The organism is Actinomadura oligospora ATCC 43269, from assembly GCF_000518265.1.
In the GTDB taxonomy this organism is placed as follows: domain Bacteria; phylum Actinomycetota; class Actinomycetes; order Streptosporangiales; family Streptosporangiaceae; genus Spirillospora; species Spirillospora oligospora.
In genome coordinates, this window is sequence record NZ_JADG01000004.1 from 694,095 (window position 1) to 712,831 (window position 18,737).

Genomic DNA, 18,737 nt, shown 5'->3' on the forward strand with positions numbered 1-18,737 from the left:
ATGACCGGAATCACCCGATTTCGATCTTCCGGCGTCCTCAGATCAGCTCGGCCAGGGGCACCTTCGGGTCGGCCAGGCGGGCCCGGCCGGGCGTGCCCCCGCCGCGGATGAGGCGGCGGAGGTCGTCGGTGACGTCCCAGACGTTGACGTTCATCGCCGCGACCACCCGCCCGGCCGACAGCCAGAACGCGATGAACTCCAGGGAGCCGGGCTCGCCCCGGTAGACGACCTCGTCGTAGTCGCCGGGGGACGCCAGGCCCGACATCTCCATGCCCAGCTCGTACTGGTCGGTGAAGAAGTACGGGAGCGCGTCGTGGACGACGTCCCGGCCGAGCATCGCGCGGGCCGCGACCGGGCCGCCGTCCAGGGCGTTCGCCCAGTGCTCCACCCGGACGCGCCGTCCCAGCACCGGGTGGTCGTGGTTGGCCACGTCGCCCGCGGCGAAGATGTCGGGGTCGGACGTGCGGAGACCCGCGTCCACGAGAACGCCGTCGGACACCTCCAGGCCCGCGTCCTCGGCCAGCGCGGTGTTCGGGCGGGCGCCGATGCCCACGACGACGACGTCCGCCGGGATCTCCGCGCCGCCGTCCGAGACGACCGCCGACACCTGGCCCGCGCCCCAGAACCCGGCCATGCCCTGGTCGAAGCGGAGGTTCACGCCGTGCTTGCGGTGCAGGTCGGCGAACACCTCACCGAGCTCGGGACCCAGATGCCGGTACAAGGGGCCGGGGTCGGGTTCGATGATCGTGACGTCGTTGCCATGGGAACGGGCCGCGGCGGCGGTCTCCAGCCCGATCCAGCCCGCGCCCGCCACCACGACGCGCCGTCCGCCCGGAGACAGCGCCTCGCGCAGGACCGCCGCGTCCGCCAAGGTGCGCAGGTAGTGGATGCCCTGGAGCTTCGCGCCCGGGACGTCCAGCCTCCTCGGCGACGATCCCGTGGCCAGAAGCAGGCGGTCGTAGTCGAGCCGCTCCCCCGTCGACAACACGACCCTGTGGGCCTCGCGGTCCAGCGACGTCGCGGACGTCCCGACGCGCAACTCGACCCGGTTCTCCTCGTACCACTCCGCCGGATGGACGTGCGTCGACTCCCGCGAGTCCGAACCCAGCAGGAAGCCCTTCGACAGGGGCGGACGCTCGTACGGCCGCTCGATCTCCTCCCCCACGAGGACGACCCGGCCCTCGAACCCCTCCTGCCGCAACGTCTCCGCCGCCTTGGCGCCGGCCAAGCTCGCTCCGACGATGACGAACGTCTCGGTGGGCTTCTCGGTGGGCATGGCGCCTCCTCAGCGTGGGCTCCCGGACACGGGCTGTCCCTACCTCACTACGCCGACTCCCCGCGGGAGACAAGGGCGCGGTGGCGGGCGACGGCGGAGGTGTCGGTGAGGGACGCGATCTGGTCGACGACCGCGCGCAGCCGCCCGGCGTCGTCGGACGCCGCCTCGAACGCCTCGCGGAAGACCGGGTCCAGGGTGCCCGGGGCCCCGGCGATCATCCGTTCGGCCAGCTCCATGATCAGCTCGCGCTGGCGGGCGCGCTCGGTCTCGTGGCTGATCCAGACGTGGTGCGCGGTGATGCCCTTGAGCACGGCGCACTCCAGCCGCTGCGCGCGCGGGACGAGCAGGTCGGCCGCGTACCGGGTGAGCGGACGGTCCCCGTAGGCCGCGCGCGTCTCCTCCTCCGCCGCGACGCAGAACCGTCCGATCAGGGAGCTGGTCAGGTTCTTCAGCGCGGCGAGCGCGCGAGTGGATCCGTCGTAGCGGTCCGGCCAGTACGGCTCGGCGAGCAGGTCGGTGAAGCGCGCTTCCAGTTCCGCGACGTCCGCGACGACCGGCTGGGCCCTGCGCGCGGGCAGGCCGTCACGGTCGGGCGCGCCCGCGCCGGACGGCTCGGGGCTCGCCGAGCAGTACAGCTTCGCGGCCGTCTCGCACACCAGCCGCCGCTCGGCCGGATCGGCGAGCAGGGCGAAGTCGATGTGCCCCGCGACCAGCGCGTCCTCCAGGTCGTGGACGGAGTAGGCGACGTCGTCGCTCCAGTCCATGACCTGCGCTTCGAAACACGCGCGGCCCTCCGGCGCGTCCTGCCGGACCCACCGCGCGTACGGGACGTCGTCCTCGTAGATGCCGAACTTGCCGTTCACGGCGTCCGCCCTCGTCCACGGGTACTTCGTCGCGGCGTCGAGGGCGGCGCGTGTCAGGTTGAGGCCGACGCTGGTCCCGTCCGGGGCGAAGGACTTCGGCTCGAGCCGGGTCAGGACGCGCAGGCTCTGCGCGTTGCCCTCGAACCCGCCGCAGTCGCGGGCCACGACGTCCAGGGCGACCTCGCCGTTGTGGCCGAACGGCGGGTGGCCGATGTCGTGCGACAGGCACGCGGTCTCGACGAGGTCCGGATCGCAGCCCAGCGACCTGCCGAGCTCCCGTCCGACCTGGGCGCACTCCAGGGAGTGGGTGAGCCGGGTGCGCAGGATCTGCAGGTTCCCGAGCGGCTCGGGTTCGCCCGGCGAGGCGACCTGGGTCTTGGCGGCCAGCCGGCGCAGCGCCGCGCTGTGCAGCACCCGCGCCCGGTCGCGTTCGAAGGCGGTGCGGTCACGGCGCTTGGGCGGCTCGGGGGCCCGGCGCTCGCGGTCAGGATCGGTGTATACGCTCATCTCCTCCCAGCGTACGCACCCGCCCCCCGATGCGGCGGAAGCGACCGCCCACCCCTGACACCCACCCCCCACTTCACCGAGGCACGAACACATGACCACAAGCCTGCCGGGGTCCGGCTCATGACCACCACGCTGCGCGCCGTCCTCGCGCTCACCCTCCTCGCCGGTTTCTACGTGCTGGTCGGGCTCGTCATCGCGGTCGCCGTGGCCGCCGACGTGCTCTTCCTGACGCACCCGTCGCACCTCGCCGCGCTCAAGGGCGTGATCGTGCTGACCGTCGCGGCGCTCGCGCTGCTGCGCGCCCTGTTCGTCGTCGGCCGCAAGAAGGGCGTCGACGACTCCTACGGCCGGATCGTCGGCCCGCAGGACGAACCGGAGCTGTGGCAGGAGGTCACCGCGCTCGCCGGGGCCGTCGGCACCGCCCCGCCGGACGAGATCCGCCTCGTCCCTGACGTGAACGCCGCCGTCATGGAGGAGACGTCCTGGCTCGGCCTGCGCGCCACCAGGCGCCGCATGTTCGTCGGGCTGCCGCTGCTCGGGCTGCTCACCCGGTCGGAGATCCGGTCCGTCCTCGGACACGAGCTCGGCCACTACAGCGGCTCGCACACCCGGCTCGGCCAGCCCACCTACCGCGGACGCGTCGCGCTCATCCGGACGATCGGCGGGCTCGGCAACCACCCCTTCGTCCAGCGGCTGTTCGTCTGGTACGCCAAGCTCTACTTCCGCATCTCCGAGGCGGTGTCGCGCCGCCAGGAGCTCGAGGCGGACGAGTTCGCCGTCCGGATCGCCGGACGGCACGCCGCGTCCGAGGCGCTCACGAAGGTGCACATCGCGGGCGCCGCGTGGCAGGCGTACGGGTCGGAGTACCTGCCGCTGATCGGCGCGGCCAAGGCCCGTCCGACCGAGCTGTACGGGGGCCTGCGCCACCTGGTGAGCGGCCAGCGCGAACGGTTCCTGAACGAGGCGAACAGCGCCGAGACCTCCCCGTACGACTCGCACCCGAGCCTGCCGGACCGGCTCGCCGCGATCGCCCGGCTTCCCGAGAGCCCCGTCCACGTGGACGACCGTCCCGCCGCGACCGTCCTGCGCGACCCGGCCGCCGCCGAGCGCGCCGTCGAGGCCGACATCTGGTCCGACGAGGCCCGCGCCCTGCCCGCCCTCCCCTGGGACGAGCTGGTCGCCCGCGCCATGTACAACGGGGCCAACGCCGAGGCGGTCAGCGACCTGCTGGTGGCGGCGCAGCGGATCGGCGGCGCGCCCGAGCCGACGCTCGGCGGGGCCTTCGCCGCCGTCACCGCCGGGCGGATCCCCGAGCTGGCCGCGGGGCTGCGCGAGCTCGGGTGGCAGGGCAACGGCGACGACCGCGGCCTGGTCGAGAACGTGCTGACCCGCGCCGTGCAGGGAGTCCTGATCGAGACCGGCCGTGCCCGCTGGACGCTGTCCTGGGCGGGCCCGGCCACGCTGCGGGACGCGTCCGGCGCGGAGGTCGTCGTCAAGGACGCCGTCGCGCGCGTCATCGCGGACCCCGCCGCGTCCGGCGAGCTGCGCGCCCTGCTGGAGCACCACGGCGTCCCCGCCGAGCACCGCCCCGCCCTCCTCGCCACGCAGCAGTGAGAAGGGCCGCCGGTCAGCGGTGGCCGGGCGGGGTGGACGGCGTTCCGGTGTTGTCCGGGACGACGCCCTTGATCGTCTCGTCCGGCGTGTGGACGCTCCGTCCGAGCAGCACGTAGGACAGGTACCCGCCGGTCTCGCGGACGATGTAGTGGTACTGGGTGTCGCGGGTCTGGACGCTCGGGCCGCTGCGCGTCGGCGAGCCGGCGGGGCTGATGCCGTTGTCGGACGCCATCCGCTTGGCCCGCAGCACGTGCCACGGGTCGGTGACGATCACGCCGGAGTGCAGGCCGAGGCGGCGGTACTCGGCGCCGACGGCCTTGAAGCTCTGCAGGGTGTCGCGGCCGACCGGGACGGCGATCACCCGGTCGGCGGGCAGGCCGCCCACCCGGACCAGCCACCGGCGGCCGGAGTCGGCCTCGGTGAAGTTGTCCCCGGGGGCCTTGCCGCCGACCGTGACGATGCGCGGCGCGACGCCCTGCTTGTACAGCTCCAGCGCGTGCTGGAGCCGCCACTTCAGGGTCGGCGACGGGACGCCGTTGTACTGCGCCGCGCCCAGCACGATGATCGCGTCCGAGCGGGGCCGCTCGTCCTGCCGGGCCTGGTACCAGACGCGGAGGCCGACGGTGAGCGGGGTCACCACGACGACGCCGACCAGGGTCACGATCACGCCGACCGTGATCACGAACCAGCGAGGGCGGGGCGGGCGGCGTTTCCTCCGGCCGCGTCCGCCGTCGTCCTCACGCTCGCGCGCGGCCCGCTCGTCGGGGGCCGCGGCCTCGGGGTCCGGCTCGTTCTCCGGCACGTGCAGTTCCATCGTCATCGCACCTGACACGCTAGTTAGACGACGCCGGGGACGCGAACGGTTCGCCCGGCCCGCCAGGTAACGAAACCGGACGGACCGGGCGCGATTTCGCCCCGGCGCGACCGCCCCCGAGGCAAGTCCTCACCCGGGCGGCGTCCCGCCCGGGCAAAGGACGCCCGGGGCGGGATCCGCCTGGGCTGGATCCGCCGGGGACGGGGTCAGCGGCTGTCGCTGCCCGCCGACTCGATCGCGGCGCGGCCCGCCTCGAGCCGCGCGACGGGCACGCGGAACGGCGAGCAGGACACGTAGTCCAGCCCCACCTCGTGGCAGAAGTGCACCGAGTCCGGGTCGCCTCCGTGCTCGCCGCAGATGCCGAGCTTCAGGTCCGGACGCGTCGCCCGGCCCTCCTCGACGGCGATCCGGACGAGCCGTCCGACGCCCTCGCGGTCCAGCGTCTCGAAGGGCGACACGCCGAAGATGCCCAGTTCCAGGTACCGCGAGAAGAACGCGGCCTCCACGTCGTCCCGGGAGAAACCCCAGGTCATCTGGGTGAGGTCGTTGGTCCCGAAGGAGAAGAACTCGGCCGCCTCGGCGATCTGCCCGGCGGTGAGCGCGGCCCGCGGGACCTCGATCATGGTGCCGATCAGGGTGTGGACGGCCACGCCGGTCGCCTCCGCGACGCCCCGCAGGACGCCCTCGGCCTCCTGCCGGACGGTCTCCAGCTCCTGCACCGCGCCCACGAGCGGGATCATGATCTCCGGGCGTGGGTCGCCTCCGGCGGCCTTGCGCGCGACGGCGGCCTCGGCGATCGCCTTCACCTGCATGAAGAAAAGTCCCGGAATGACCAAACCCAGGCGCACGCCGCGCAGTCCGAGCATAGGGTTCTGCTCGTGCAGCCGGGTGACGGCCTCCAGCAGGCGCCGGTCCTGCGGATCGGCGTCCGCCCCGGCGAGCGCCACCTTCACCGACAGCTCGGTGAGATCGGGAAGGAACTCGTGCAGCGGGGGGTCGATGAGCCGGATCGTGACCGGCAGCCCGTCCATGGCCTCGAAGATCTCCTCGAAGTCCGCGCGCTGCAGCGGCTCCAGGGCGTCCAGGGCGGCGGCCCGCTCCTCGTCGTCCTCGGCGAGGATCAGCTTCTCGACCAGCTGCCGCCGGTCGCCGAGGAACATGTGCTCGGTGCGGCACAGGCCGATGCCCTGCGCGCCGAACCGGCGGGCGCGGGCGGCGTCCTCGGGGTTGTCGGCGTTCGCGCGGACGCTCATCCGGGCCTTGGCGTCGGCGTGAGCCATGATCCTGTCGACGGCGCCGACCAGCTCGTTGCCGCCGGTCGCCGGCAGCCGCCCCTCGAAGTACTGGACGACCTCGGAGTCCTCGACCGGGACCTCGCCCAGGTAGACCAGGCCGCTCGTGCCGTCGATGGAGATGACGTCGCCCTCGGTGACCACGACGCCGCCGGGCGCGGTGAACTTCCGCGCCTTGACGTCGACGTCGAGTTCCTCGGCGCCGCAGACGCAGGTCTTGCCCATGCCGCGGGCGACGACGGCGGCGTGCGAGGTCTTGCCCCCGCGGGAGGTGAGGACGCCGCGCGCGGCGACCATGCCCGCCAGGTCGTCGGGGTTGGTCTCGCGCCGGACCAGGATGACGTCCTCGCCCCTCTCGGCGGCGGCGACGGCGGCGTCGCTGCTGAACACGGCCTTGCCGACGGCCGCGCCCGGGGAGGCGTTCATGCCCTTGGTGAGCCTCTCGGCGTCCTTGGCCGCGGACGTGTCGAACCGGGGGAACATCAGCTGGGCGAGCTGGTCGCCGGTGATGCGGGACGCGGCCTCGTCGGCGTCGATGAGGCCCTGGTCGAGCAGCTGGCAGGCGATGCGGAACGCCGCGGCGGCGGTCCGCTTGCCTACTCGGGTCTGGAGCATCCACAGCTTGCCGCGCTCGATCGTGAACTCGATGTCGCACATGTCGCGGTAGTGGTTCTCCAGCGTCTCCATGATGTCGAGCAGCTGGTCGTAGGAGCTCTTGTCGATCCGCTCCAGCTCGGTGAGCGGGACCGTGTTGCGGATGCCCGCCACCACGTCCTCGCCCTGCGCGTTCTGCAGGTAGTCGCCGTAGACGCCCTGGTGGCCGGACGCGGGGTCGCGGGTGAAGGCGACGCCGGTGCCGGAGTCCATGCCGAGGTTGCCGAACACCATCGAGCAGATGTTGACGGCCGTGCCGAGGTCGACCGGGATGCGCTCCTGCCGCCGGTACAGGATGGCGCGCGGGGCGTTCCAGGAGTGGAACACCGCGAGCATGGCCTGGCTCATCTGCTCACGCGGGTCGGTCGGGAAGTCGTCCCCGGTCTCGTGCTTGACGATCTCCTTGAACGTGCCGACCAGGGCGCGGAAGTCGTCGGCCGTCAGGTCGGTGTCGTTGCCGACGCCCTTGGCGCGCTTGGCGTCCTCCAGCGCGTCCTCGAACAGCTCGCCGTCGATGTCGAGGACGGTCTTGCCGAACATCTGGATGAGCCGCCGGTAGGAGTCCCAGGCGAACCGCTCGTCGCCCGCCTGCGCGGCCAGGCCCGCGACCGAGTCGTCGTTCAGCCCGATGTTGAGGACGGTCTCCATCATGCCCGGCATGGAGAACTTCGCCCCGGACCGGACGCTGACCAGCAGCGGGTCGTCCGGCTGGCCGAGCTTCTTGCCCATCGCCCGTTCCAGCGCGGCGAGGTGCTCGTCGATCTCGTTCTCGAGCCCCTCGGGGAGGGTGCCGTGCTCGAGGTAGTGCCTGCAGGACTCGGTCGTGATCGTGAAGCCGGGCGGCACGGGCAGCCCGAGATTGGTCATCTCGGCCAGGTTGGCGCCCTTGCCTCCCAGCAGATCCTTGAGGTCCTTGTTGCCCTCAGTGAAGTCGTACACGAACTTCGGCACGGGGAGCTCCTTCTCGCTCCGGTGACACCCAACGCCAGGGTTCGGTCTCCCGCGCCCGTCCCGCCCGCGATGTCAGTAAATGATCGCGTTTGTCCCGGCGCTAGAAGCTTCGCCCTGTTTGCGGGGACTGTACCCGCGGAATCGGCCGCCGCTCGCCGCCCCTCGCCACGACGCGTGTATTCCCAGGTCAGGAGCATTGTAATGGCCTATACCAATAGCGACACGGCAGACCTCCCCGGTGGTAAACGCCACACTCGACCCGCCTTTTCCGGTGGGTACGGCCCCATGGCCGGGCCGATTGGACCATGGCCGGGTCGGCGTGACCCCAAGGCCCGGTCGGCTCGCCCCATGGCGGAGTCGGCCCGGCCCATGGCCGGGTCATTGCCGAGGGGAGGGAATGATGGATCACAGAGGAGGTGAGGCCGTGAGGCCGAAGGTCGCCGGAGGGCGGGCGGGAGAGCCGTTCGCCCCGATCGCCGACTACGGGTTCCTGTCGGACTGCGAGACGACCGCGCTGGTCGCGCCCAGCGGGAACATCGAGTGGATGTGCCTGCCGAAAATGGACTCGCCCAGCGTGTTCGGCTCGATCCTGGACAGGGACGCGGGATATTTCCGGGTCGGCCCGGCGGGCGTCGAGGTGCCCGCCGCCCAGCGCTACATCCCCGGCACGATGGTCATGGAGACCACGTGGTGGGTGCACGGGGGCTGGCTGGTGGTGACCGACGCCCTGCTCATGGGGCCGTGGCACCACGAGGACGAACGGTCCCACACCCACCGCCGGGCCCCCACCGACTACGACGCCGACCACGTCCTGCTCCGCATGGTGCGCTGCGTCAACGGGCAGGCGCAGGTCCGGCTCGACTGCATGCCGGTGTTCGACTACGGCCAGTCCCCCGCCCGCTGGGAGCACTCCGGCGTCGGCTACCACCAGGCCGTCGCGCGCGGGAACGGCGTCGCGCTGCACCTGACCACCGACATGAACGTCGGGTTCGAGGGCTCGCTCGCCACCTCCCGGACGCTGCTCAAGGAGGGCGACGCCCGGTTCGTCGCGCTGTCCTGGAGCGAGCACGGGCCGCCCGCCACCTACGAGGAGGCGCAGGAGCGGCTGGTCTGGACCGTCCACCACTGGCAGCACTGGCTCGACCGGGGCCGCTTCCCCGACCACCCCTGGCGCAGCCACCTTCAGCGCAGCGCGCTGACGCTGAAGGGCCTGACGTTCGCGCCGTCCGGCGCGGTCGCGGCGGCGGCCACCACCTCGCTGCCCGAGACCCCCGGCGGCGAGCGGAACTGGGACTACCGCTACACCTGGATCCGCGACTCCACGATGGCCCTGTGGGCGTTCTACACGCTGGGCTACGACTGGGAGGCCAACGACTTCTTCTACTTCATCACCGACGTCGCCGAGGCCGCCGAGGGCAAGCTCCAAATCATGTACGGCCTGGACGGCCGGGAGGAGCTGCCCGAGGCCACGCTCGACCACCTCAGCGGGTATGACGGCGCGCGTCCCGTGCGCATCGGCAACGAGGCGTACGTCCAGAACCAGCACGACGTGTGGGGCGCGATCATCGGGTCGGTCTACATGTTCGTGCGCAAGCGCGACCGGCTGGACGACCGGCTCTGGAAGATCGTCGTCAAGCAGGTCGAGGACGCCCTGGACAACTGGCGCCAGCCGGACGCCGGGATGTGGGAGGTGCGCGGCGAGCCGCAGCACTTCACCTCGTCCAAGCTGTTCTGCTGGGTCGCGGCCGACCGGGGCGCCCGGCTCGCCCGGATCCGCGGCGACCACGAGCGGGCCCGCCGCTGGCAGGAGGCGGCCGACGAGATGCACGCCGACGTCCTCGCGCACGCGCTGGACGACCGGGGCGTGTTCGTCGCGCACTACGGTGCCACCTCGCTGGACGCCTCGGCGCTGCTGATCCCGCTGCTGGGCTTCCTCCCGCCGGACGACAAGCGGGTGCGCGAGACGGTGCTCGCCATCGCCGACGAGCTGTCCGAGGACGACCTGGTGCTGCGGTACCGGGCGGCCGAGACCGACGACGGCTTCGACTCGGAGGAGGGCACCTTCACGATCTGCTCGTTCTGGCTGGTCAGCGCACTGGTGATGATCGGCGAGGTGGAGCGGGCGAAGGCCCTGTGCGAGAAGCTGCTGAGCTACGCCAGCCCGCTGCAGCTCTACGCCGAGGAGATCGACCCGCACACCGGACGCCACCTGGGCAACTTCCCTCAGGCGTTCACCCACCTGGCCCTGATCAACGCCGTGATGCAGGTGATCCAGGCCGAGCAGCGCGAGAGCGAACCCGGCCTCGCCTGACCGAGGAGTGAGGGCCGGGGCGGACGACCACGTCCGCCCCGGCCCTTCGTTCGTTCTCCCCCGGCCGGGTCAGCCGGTCACGCGGTCGCGCGGGGCGGGCGTGAGGGTCGGGTGGGCCCGCAGGTAGGCGACGAACGCCTCGTGGTCGGGCTTGGCGTTGCGGTAGGGGTCGGTGAAGCCGGTCAGCGCCGGGAAGCCGTCCGCGCCGATCAGCGTGTAGGCGAGCGCCGCCACCCGGTACGTCCGGGCGGGGTCGAGGGGCTTGCCGTCGACGAGGACGTCCTTCACGTCCACCCGCTGCCCCTCGGGACGGCTCGCGTCGTACCGGTACCGGACGTTCCCGGAGACCGCCAGCGGCGCGAACCTCCCCTTCTGCCACTGCTGTTCGAGCGCCTGGTGGATCTTCTCGCCGGTCAGGCCGACCGTGAGGATCGGGTTCCCGTAGCCGTAGGCGCGCCACGCCTCGCCGAAGGTGATCCGGCCGTCGGCGTCCCCGGCGGACGTGCCCTTGGCGAAGGGCAGGTCGGCGGCGAGCGGCGTGCTGCCCTTGGCGGGCTTGGTCGAGACGAGCGCGAGGTCGGCGCGGCCGGGCGCGGTCTTCCCGGCCTCCCAGTACTGGACGTCGGCGGCGAGGTCGCCGAGCGTGCTCTCACCGCTCACGTTCGCGGCGCGGGTGAAGTCGCCGGTCTGGGCGGCGAGCGGCTCGGCGGCACGGCGGTCGCCCCGGGCCGTCCAGTAGTCGGCGATGCGCTGGACCTCGGGGTCGGGCGCGATGTCGCGCGTCACCGGGTGGTTCACCGACGTGGTCGCGGACCGGTCGACCTCGCCGGTGCGCGCGTCCAGCTTCAGGTCGATCTCGCTGATCAGACGCCCGTGGTTCAGGCCCTCGATGACCGGGCGCGGCCGGCCCTCCGGGTCGGGCAGCGAGCAGTTGAAGCCCGCGTGCCAGTGCCCGGTGACGATCGCGTCGATGTCCGGCGACGCCTGCTTCGCGAAGTCGATAACCGGACCGGACGGCTTGTCGCAGGCGTTGAACCCGCCCGCGGCCGTCCCGCCGTCGTGCACGTTCGCCACGATCGCGCGAACACCGCGCTTCCGCAGCTCGGCGGCGTACCGGTTCGCGGTCTCCAGCAGCGGGAGCGAGCGCAGGCCGGGCTGGTAGGACGTGCTGCCGACCGGCGCGTCCGGGACGGTCAGGTTGATGAACCCGACGGGCAGCTTCCTGCCGCCCGCGCCGCGCACCCACTCGATGGTGTACGGCTTCAGGATCGGCTTGCCGGAGCGGGAGTCGACGATGTTGCCGGTGGAGAACGGGAAGTCCGCGCCGTGGAAGCGGCGGCCGGTGGAGTCGGTGAAGCAGGTGTCCACGTCCCGCTGCCCGAACCCGGCGCAGCGGCCCTTCATCATGTGGTCCCTGAGGTAGGACGCCGAGACGTCCAGCTCGTGGTTCCCGGTGGTGGAGAACCGGACGCCCAGCTTGTTCAGCACCTCGACGGTCGGCTCGTCGCCGAACGCGTCCACCTCGAACGGCCAGCCGCTGAAGTTGTCCCCGGCGGAGAACAGGATCGAGTTGCGCTGCCCCGCGCTCAGCCGCTTCAGGTGGGCCGCGTTGTAGGCGGCGCCGCCGACGCTCAGCTTGGTGCCGTCCGGCAGCTGGACCTGCCCGTTCGCGGCGTCGTTGTACGGCTGGAGGTAGCCGTGGAAGTCGGTGATCGACAGCAGCTGCACGTCCACCGGGGCCGTGGCGGGGGCCGCGAGGGCGGGGGCGGTTTGGAACGTTCCCAACGCCGCGGCGGCGGCCAGCGGGACCGCGAGGACGGCCCGAGGCGTCAGGTTCCGCCGCGCGGCGTTCCGTCGTGGGGTGGTCCGCTCTGAGCTGGCCCACTCTGAGGTGGTTTGTTGTGAGGTGGTCCGTCGTGCCGGTCGCATATGCCGTGTCCGTTTCGCCGGGTGCGGGGTGCGGGGGTACGGCACGCAGATGATCATCCGCAGATGACGCGCGCCCCACGCCGGAACCGACGGCGCGTGAACACCGGGCGGGTCACGGAGCGACACACGGCGCACATACCGACAAAAACCATCAGATGCCTACAGGTCCTGACAGGCGCTGACAGATGCCAACAAACACCGCGTAAAGCCCAACCCTTCACCGTAACCCGGTTCGGAACGCGAAAGGCTGTCAGGTTTCGGCCATAACAACCTCGGTCATTCGGCTAGGCGCGCGCCAGAGATGAAGTTACCTTCGCGTTGCCCACCCCGTAACCGGACAAAGGAGCATCCGGTGGCGCATATCAGGACAACCTTCGCCATGGGCGCGGCCGCGGCCGCGCTCGTCGTCGGCTCCGCGACGGCCGCCACGGCGGCCGGAACCGGCATCCACGCGGGCTCGCTCACCGGGCCCCTCTTCTCGGGCAACGTCAAGGCGTCGCTGCTCGGGACCGCGTCCGTCACCACCTCGCTCGGCGGCGGATCCTGCAACCAGTCCACGATGTCCGGCTCGGTGAACTCCGGCGGCAGCGGCTCGATCACCGCCGCGTCGTTCACCAACAACCCCGGTCCCGCCTGCCCGGGCGGCGGCGGCACCGTCGCCGTGACCGCCCAGAACCTCCCGTGGGGCGCGACCGTCGCCTACGACAGCACCCACTCCGGTGGCCGCGACGGCACCCTGACCCTCGCCAGCTTCAAGGTCAAGGCCGTCGCCAGCATCCTCGGCGGGATCACCTGCTACTACGGCGGCACCGTGACCGCCAACGGCTACAACCCCAACAACGCCTCCCGGCCCGACACCACCGTCAACCAGGCCCAGGTCAAGCTGAACAACGTCTCGATCGGCGTCCAGTCCGGCGGCAGCTTCCTCTGCCCGTCCACGGCCACCGTCACCGCCGCGTACCAGCTCCTGGGCGAGAGCTCGCCCGGATCCGGCTCGTACACCACCCAGCTGTGGATCGCGGCCTCCTGACCGTCCGCCTCCCGTCCCGCCACGTCCCGCGGCAGGCGCGCCCACCCCGCCTTGACCCCAGGCGCGCCGGATGAAACGAAGGGGCCGTCTCCCCCAAAGGGAGACGGCCCCTGTCACGTTCGCCCGCGTCGCGCGCGGGGTGCCGGTCGCGGCGTCAGCAGCCGACGAGCTGGGCGGCGAGGAACGACTCGACCTGGCTCAGCGAGATGCGCTCCTGGCTCATCGTGTCCCGCTCCCGGACGGTCACCGCGTCGTCCTCGAGGGTGTCGAAGTCGACGGTGACGCAGAACGGGGTGCCGATCTCGTCCTGGCGGCGGTAGCGGCGGCCGATCGCGCCCGCGTCGTCGAAGTCGACGTTCCAGTTCTTGCGGAGCTGCGCGGCCAGGTCACGGGCCTTCGGCGACAGGTCGGCGTTCCGGGACAGCGGCAGGACGGCCACCTTGACCGGGGCGAGCCGCCGGTCGAGCCGCATGACCGTGCGCTTCTCCAGCTTGCCCTTGGCGTTCGGGGCCTCGTCCTCGGCGTAGGCGTCCATCATGAACGTCAGCGTGCAGCGGTCGACGCCCGCCGCGGGCTCGATCACGTACGGGACGAACCGCTCGCCGGCCTCCTGGTCGAAGAATGACAGGTCCTGGCCGGACGCCTTGGCGTGCGTGGACAGGTCGAAGTCGGTGCGGTTCGCGACGCCCTCGAGCTCGCCCCACTCCTTGCCGGAGAAGCCGAAGCGGTACTCGATGTCGACGGTCCGCTTGGAGTAGTGGGACAGCTTGTCCTGCGGGTGCTCGAAGAGCCGCAGGTTCTCCTTCTTGATGCCGAGGTCGGAGTACCACTGGAACCGCTGGTCGATCCAGTACTGGTGCCACTCCTCGTCGCTGCCCGGCTTGACGAAGAACTCCATCTCCATCTGCTCGAACTCGCGGGTCCGGAAGATGAAGTTGCCCGGGGTGATCTCGTTGCGGAACGACTTGCCGATCTGGCCGATGCCGAACGGGATCTTGCGGCGGGACGACTGCTGGACGTTCAGGTAGTTGATGAAGATGCCCTGCGCGGTCTCGGGGCGCAGGTAGGCCAGGCCCGACTCGTCCTCGATCGCGCCGAGGTAGGTGCGCAGCATGCCGTTGAACATCTTCGGCTCGGTGAACGCGCCCTTGACGCCGCAGTTCGGGCAGGTCACGTCGGCCAGGCCGTTCGGCGGCTCCTGGCCGTGCTTCTCCTCGTACGCCTCGGTCAGGTGGTCGGCGCGGAACCGCTTGTGGCAGGACTGGCACTCGGTCAGCGGGTCGACGAACTCGCGGACGTGGCCGCTGGCCTCCCAGACCTCGCGGGCCAGGATCACCGAGGAGTCGAGGCCGACGACGTCGTCGCGGCCCTGCACGACCGACTTCCACCACTGGCGCTTGACGTTGTTCTTCAGCTCGACGCCGAGAGGGCCGTAGTCCCAGGAGGCGCGCAGTCCGCCGTAGATCTCGCTGGACGGGAACACCAGGCCCCGACGCTTGCTGAGATTGATGATCGTGTCCATCACGTCGGAACGGCGTGCCATGGCTGTTCTCCATCCGGCTGGCGGTCGGCGGGTGAGTTCGTCACGCGCCCTGCCGGTCGGACGGAGGGCGACGCGTATCCCCGTTGATCGTGCTCACATTCGTCATGCCCGGGCAGCCGCGATGTTTCGCGAAGCGGCGCTCCGGGCAGCCCTCCCCAGCTTAGGGCACCCGGAAGGGCCGCTGAACTCGATATCCGGCCACCGGACACCGTGCCTTGGCCGGGCCGAAACCGGGCCACCAGGAGTTGGGCGGATGTCGGTTCGCGTGGACGTCCGCTTTACCGGCGGGGCACGCCGGGGGTTCTTCGATCCCGGTCCCCGCGGGCTGGGAGGATGGCCGGATGATCGCGATCACCCGGTTCCGCGTCCCCGCCGAGCGCGCGGAGGGCTTCGCCGCCGAGATGACGGCCGTCCTGTCCGAGCTGGCCGCCGGGCCGGGGCACCGCGCGGGACGGCTCGCCCGCACCGTGGACGACCCGGAGCTGTGGGCGCTGATCACCGAGTGGGACGGCGCGGGTTTCTACCGCCGCGCCCTCGGCGCCCCCACGATCCGGATGCGTCTCATCCCCCTCGCCGCCATGGCGATCGACGAGCCCGGCGCCTACGAGGAGGTCCTCTAGGACGGGCCTGCGGGACGGGCCTGCACGACGGGCCCGTAGGACGACCCGGGCGCCTGTTGCGTCCGCCACATCCGCGATGACGGTTTTGACAACCGTTTTCATTTTGTCCAGACTTGTGGCGTGCTCACGTTCTCTTCCTCCCGGCGTGCCCGGCGGCGCGCGCTCCCCCTGACCGCCATCGCCCTCGCGGGCGCCCTCGGCCTGTCCGCCTGCGGTTCCGGAGACGGCGGGAGCGGCGGCCGGACGAAGGTCGTCGCGAGCTTCTACCCGATGGCGTGGCTCGCCGAGCGGATCGGCGGCGACACGGTCAAGGTCGAGACGCTGACCAAGCCGGGCGCCGAGCCGCACGACCTGGAGCTCACCCCCCGGCAGATCGCCGACGTGCAGAGTGCCGACCTCACGCTGTACATCAAGGGCGTCCAGCCCGCCGTGGACGACGCGGTCGACAAGCGCGCCAAGCACAAGTCGTTCGACGCCGTGACCGCGGTCAAGACCCTCCCCGCCCACGACCTGGGCGAGGAGGAGGGGCACGACCACGCCGACTACGACCCGCACGTCTGGGTCGACCCCGGACGCATGGCCGCCATCGCCAAGGGCGTCGGCGACCACCTGGCCACCGCCGACCCCGACCACGCGGCCGACTACCGGACCCGCACGGACGCGCTGGTCAAGCAGATCAGCGCCCTGGACACCGCGTTCCAGGACGGCCTGAAGACCTGCAAGCGCAGGACGATCGTGACCTCGCACGCCGCGTTCGGCTACCTGGCCGACCACTACGGCCTCACGCAGGTCCCGATCGCGGGCGTCGACCCGAACGCCGAGCCGTCGCCGAAGCGGCTCGCGCAGCTCACCGACCAGGTCCGGTCCAGCGGGGCTACCACGGTGTTCACCGAGACGCTGGTCAGCCCGAAGGTCGCCGACGCCCTCGCCCGTGAGGCGGGCGGCGTGAAGACGGCCGTCCTCGACCCGGTCGAGGGCGTGAAGCCGGGCTCGTCCGACGACTACCTGTCGATCCTGCGCCACGACCTCGACATCCTCCGTCCCGCCCTGGAGTGCTCGTGACCCCGCCCCCCTTCGCGATGACCGCCGGACGCGTCCGCCTGGACGGCCGGGAGGTGCTCGCGGGCATCGACCTCGTGGTCGCCCCCGGCGACGTCGTGGCCCTCACAGGCCCGAACGGCTCGGGTAAGTCCACGCTGGTCAGGGCCCTGCTCGGGCTGCTGCCACTGAGCGGCGGACGCACCGAGATCTACGGACGCGTCCCGTCCCGGTTCCGTGACTGGGGCCGGATCGGGTACGTCCCACAGCGGCTCCCGATGGGCGGCGGCGTCCCGGCGACCGTCCGGGAGGTCGTCGCGTCCGGACGCACCGCCCGGCAGTCCCGCTGGCGTCCGGCGTCGTCCGCCGACCGGGCCGCGGTCGACCGCGCGCTCGCCGCCGTGGGCCTGACCGACCGCGCCCGCGACTCCGCGCACCTGCTGTCGGGCGGCCAGCAGCAGCGGGTGCTCATCGCCCGCGCGCTGGCGGGCGAACCGGACGTGATCGTCATGGACGAGCCGAACGCCGGGGTGGACGCGGACAACCAGGAGGCGCTGGCCCGCACCCTCGGCATGCTGACCGGCGAGGGCCGCACGGTCGTCCTCGTCCTGCACGAGCTCGGCCCGCTCGAGCCGCTGATCACCCGGACCGTCCGGCTGGAGAACGGCCGGATCGCCGCCGAGACCCGCCTCCGCGCCGCGACGACCGCCCTCGCCACGGGCGGCGCGCGGGCGTCGGAGCAGCTCGCGGAAGGGAGCGCGGCATGACCGACGTCCTGTCCTACGACTTCATGCGGATCGCGCTGGCCATGGCGGTCCTGATCGGGCTGACCGCGCCCGCGATCGGCACCTTCATCGTCCAGCGCAAGCTGTCGCTGCTCGGCGACGGCATCGGGCACATCGCGCTCACCGGCATCGGGCTCGGCCTGCTCACCGGCACGTCCCCGATCCTCGGCGCGCTGGTGGTGACCGTGCTCGGCGCGCTCGCGATCGAGCTGCTCCGGGCGCGCAGCCGCAGCGGCGGGGACGTCGCGCTCGCGCTGCTGTTCTACGGCGGGCTCGCGGGCGGCGCGCTGCTCACCCAGGCGCAGAGCGGCGGCAGCAGCCTGCAGTCCTACCTGTTCGGCTCGATCAGCAGCGTGACGGCGGACGACCTGTACGTGGTCGCCGGGCTCGCGGTCGCGGTGCTCGCCATCGTGGCCGTGTTCGGCCGCGACCTGTTCCTGCTCTGCCAGGACGAGGAGCTCGCGCGCGCGGCCGGGCTGCGGGTCCGGTTCCTGTCGGTGCTGATCGCGGTGACCGCCGCGGTGACCGTGGTGATCGCGATGCGCGCGGTCGGGCTGCTGCTCGTCGGCGCCCTGATGATCATCCCGGTGGCGGCGGCGCAGCAGCTGGCCCGGGGCTTCCGGGCGACGATGCTGGGCGCCATGGTGATCGGTGTACTGTCGGCGGTGTCGGGGCTGTTGGGCTCGTTCCAGTACGATCTTCAGCCGGGCCCGTCGATCGTTCTGTTCGCCCTCGCGGTGTTCCTGGTCGCGGTCGTCGCCGGAGCGGCGCTGCGCCGCCGCAGGGCGGTCGCGACCCGTCCGGTCCCCGGTGGGACGGCCGGGAACGGCCCGGGCACGGCGGCGGGAAGCGCGTCGCACGAGACGGCGGCGCACGAGACGGTGCTGGGCGCGGCTGCCCGCGCCCACGTGGAGCCCGAGGCGGAGGTGCTCGGAGGATGACCAGGAACGGCACGACCTCCCGGCGGAACGCGGTGCGCGAGGCGCTCTCGGGCTGCGAGGGGTTCCGCAGCGCGCAGGACATCTACGCCGACCTGCGCGCGGACGGCTCCAAGATCGGCCTCACCACGGTCTACCGGGCGCTGCAGGCGCTGTGCGACGCCGGTGAGGTGGACGTGCTGCGCACCGACGACGGCGAGGCCGTCTACCGGGCCTGCCGCACCGAGGAGCACCACCACCACCTGGTCTGCCGCGACTGCGGCCGGACGGTCGAGGTGGCCGGCCCCGCCGTCGAGCGCTGGGCCGACGCCGTCGCCGACGAGCACGGCTTCAGCGAGATCACGCACACCGTCGAGATCTTCGGCCGCTGCGCCGATTGCTCCGCAAAGTAGTCCGAAACGGTCGCGACTGACCGAAACGCTCCGGGTAGCGCACAGCGCGTCCGCGGTAACGGGTGACGTGTTGAGAACATTCGTGACAGTTTTTGACACATTTCACCAAGGAAACTGAATACCTCTCATGTCATAAATGTCCCCATAGCCAGGGCGGGCCCGACGGTCGGGCCCTCGGGG

General features: G+C 71.8%; 14 protein-coding genes. 8 read left to right on the forward strand and 6 right to left on the reverse strand.

The genetic code is table 11. The features are described from left to right. Positions 1 to 37 precede the first annotated feature (37 nt). Positions 38 to 1,276, reverse strand: coding sequence for an NAD(P)/FAD-dependent oxidoreductase (locus tag P696_RS0107775; RefSeq protein ID WP_026411891.1), 1,239 nt, complete (start codon positions 1,274 to 1,276; stop codon positions 38 to 40). A gap of 47 nt (positions 1,277 to 1,323) precedes the next feature. After that, positions 1,324 to 2,646, reverse strand: coding sequence for a deoxyguanosinetriphosphate triphosphohydrolase (locus tag P696_RS0107780; RefSeq protein WP_026411892.1), 1,323 nt, complete (start codon positions 2,644 to 2,646; stop codon positions 1,324 to 1,326). A 120-nt stretch (positions 2,647 to 2,766) separates the two neighbouring features. Between P696_RS0107780 and P696_RS43980 the strand changes: the two genes are divergently transcribed. Then, positions 2,767 to 4,260 (forward strand): M48 family metallopeptidase, encoded by a 1,494-nt coding sequence (locus tag P696_RS43980; RefSeq protein WP_051467033.1) that lies wholly within the window; start codon positions 2,767 to 2,769, stop codon positions 4,258 to 4,260. 13 nt (positions 4,261 to 4,273) lie between these two features. On the opposite strand, the gene P696_RS43985 is transcribed toward P696_RS43980, so the two are convergent. Both P696_RS43985 and ppdK read right to left on the reverse strand, forming a co-directional pair. Beyond that, on the reverse strand, positions 4,274 to 5,080 hold the full coding sequence (locus P696_RS43985) for a YdcF family protein (RefSeq protein ID WP_051467034.1): 807 nt from the start codon (positions 5,078 to 5,080) through the stop codon (positions 4,274 to 4,276). Positions 5,081 to 5,280: 200 nt separating this feature from the next. After that, positions 5,281 to 7,971, reverse strand: coding sequence for a pyruvate, phosphate dikinase (ppdK, locus tag P696_RS0107795; RefSeq protein ID WP_026411893.1), 2,691 nt, complete (start codon positions 7,969 to 7,971; stop codon positions 5,281 to 5,283). 424 nt (positions 7,972 to 8,395) lie between these two features. Between ppdK and P696_RS0107800 the strand changes: the two genes are divergently transcribed. Next, positions 8,396 to 10,282 carry a glycoside hydrolase family 15 protein gene (locus P696_RS0107800; RefSeq protein WP_026411894.1) on the forward strand — a complete coding sequence of 629 codons (1,887 nt, stop codon included), beginning with the start codon at positions 8,396 to 8,398 and terminating at the stop codon, positions 10,280 to 10,282. 69 nt (positions 10,283 to 10,351) lie between these two features. On the opposite strand, the gene P696_RS0107805 is transcribed toward P696_RS0107800, so the two are convergent. Beyond that, the gene (locus tag P696_RS0107805) at positions 10,352 to 12,067 is read right to left on the reverse strand and encodes a bifunctional metallophosphatase/5'-nucleotidase (protein WP_211245654.1); all 1,716 of its coding nucleotides are present in this window, start codon (positions 12,065 to 12,067) and stop codon (positions 10,352 to 10,354) included. Between the two features lie 496 nt (positions 12,068 to 12,563). Between P696_RS0107805 and P696_RS0107810 the strand changes: the two genes are divergently transcribed. After that, entirely contained in the window at positions 12,564 to 13,241 is a 678-nt protein-coding gene (locus tag P696_RS0107810; RefSeq protein WP_157429554.1) for a hypothetical protein, read from the forward strand. Between the two features lie 154 nt (positions 13,242 to 13,395). Here P696_RS0107810 and P696_RS0107815 read toward each other — a convergent pair whose 3' ends face one another. Further along, entirely contained in the window at positions 13,396 to 14,784 is a 1,389-nt protein-coding gene (locus tag P696_RS0107815) for a glycine--tRNA ligase (protein WP_211245655.1), read from the reverse strand. Positions 14,785 to 15,125: 341 nt separating this feature from the next. Between P696_RS0107815 and P696_RS0107820 the strand changes: the two genes are divergently transcribed. The 5 genes from P696_RS0107820 to P696_RS0107840 all read left to right on the forward strand — a co-directional run bounded on the left by P696_RS0107820 (position 15,126) and on the right by P696_RS0107840 (position 18,557). Beyond that, positions 15,126 to 15,404 (forward strand): antibiotic biosynthesis monooxygenase family protein, encoded by a 279-nt coding sequence (locus tag P696_RS0107820; RefSeq protein WP_026411898.1) that lies wholly within the window; start codon positions 15,126 to 15,128, stop codon positions 15,402 to 15,404. A 120-nt stretch (positions 15,405 to 15,524) separates the two neighbouring features. Then, positions 15,525 to 16,466 (forward strand): metal ABC transporter substrate-binding protein, encoded by a 942-nt coding sequence (locus tag P696_RS0107825; RefSeq protein WP_034483423.1) that lies wholly within the window; start codon positions 15,525 to 15,527, stop codon positions 16,464 to 16,466. 17 nt (positions 16,467 to 16,483) lie between these two features. Then, the gene (locus P696_RS43990; RefSeq protein WP_084337092.1) at positions 16,484 to 17,209 is read left to right on the forward strand and encodes a metal ABC transporter ATP-binding protein; all 726 of its coding nucleotides are present in this window, start codon (positions 16,484 to 16,486) and stop codon (positions 17,207 to 17,209) included. Continuing rightward, positions 17,206 to 18,168, forward strand: a complete 963-nt coding sequence (locus P696_RS43995; RefSeq protein WP_084336952.1) for a metal ABC transporter permease — start codon at positions 17,206 to 17,208, stop codon at positions 18,166 to 18,168. Before P696_RS43990 ends, P696_RS43995 begins: the two co-directional genes overlap by 4 nt. Further along, positions 18,165 to 18,557: a Fur family transcriptional regulator gene (locus tag P696_RS0107840; RefSeq protein ID WP_026411900.1), complete on the forward strand. Its 393-nt coding sequence runs from the start codon at positions 18,165 to 18,167 to the stop codon at positions 18,555 to 18,557. Before P696_RS43995 ends, P696_RS0107840 begins: the two co-directional genes overlap by 4 nt. Positions 18,558 to 18,737: the final 180 nt, after the last annotated feature.

Excerpts from the sequence above, each read along its gene's own strand:
- P696_RS0107775 (WP_026411891.1), bottom strand. The coding sequence starts at position 1,276 with ATGCCCACCGAGAAGCCCACCGAGACGTTCGTCATCGTCGGAGCGAGC.
- P696_RS0107780 (WP_026411892.1), bottom strand. The coding sequence starts at position 2,646 with ATGAGCGTATACACCGATCCTGACCGCGAGCGCCGGGCCCCCGAGCCG.
- P696_RS43980 (WP_051467033.1), top strand. The coding sequence starts at position 2,767 with ATGACCACCACGCTGCGCGCCGTCCTCGCGCTCACCCTCCTCGCCGGT.
- P696_RS43985 (WP_051467034.1), bottom strand. The coding sequence starts at position 5,080 with ATGACGATGGAACTGCACGTGCCGGAGAACGAGCCGGACCCCGAGGCC.
- P696_RS0107815 (WP_211245655.1), bottom strand. The coding sequence starts at position 14,784 with ATGGCACGCCGTTCCGACGTGATGGACACGATCATCAATCTCAGCAAG.
- P696_RS0107820 (WP_026411898.1), top strand. The coding sequence starts at position 15,126 with ATGATCGCGATCACCCGGTTCCGCGTCCCCGCCGAGCGCGCGGAGGGC.
- P696_RS43990 (WP_084337092.1), top strand. The coding sequence starts at position 16,484 with ATGACCGCCGGACGCGTCCGCCTGGACGGCCGGGAGGTGCTCGCGGGC.
- P696_RS43995 (WP_084336952.1), top strand. The coding sequence starts at position 17,206 with ATGACCGACGTCCTGTCCTACGACTTCATGCGGATCGCGCTGGCCATG.
- P696_RS0107840 (WP_026411900.1), top strand. The coding sequence starts at position 18,165 with ATGACCAGGAACGGCACGACCTCCCGGCGGAACGCGGTGCGCGAGGCG.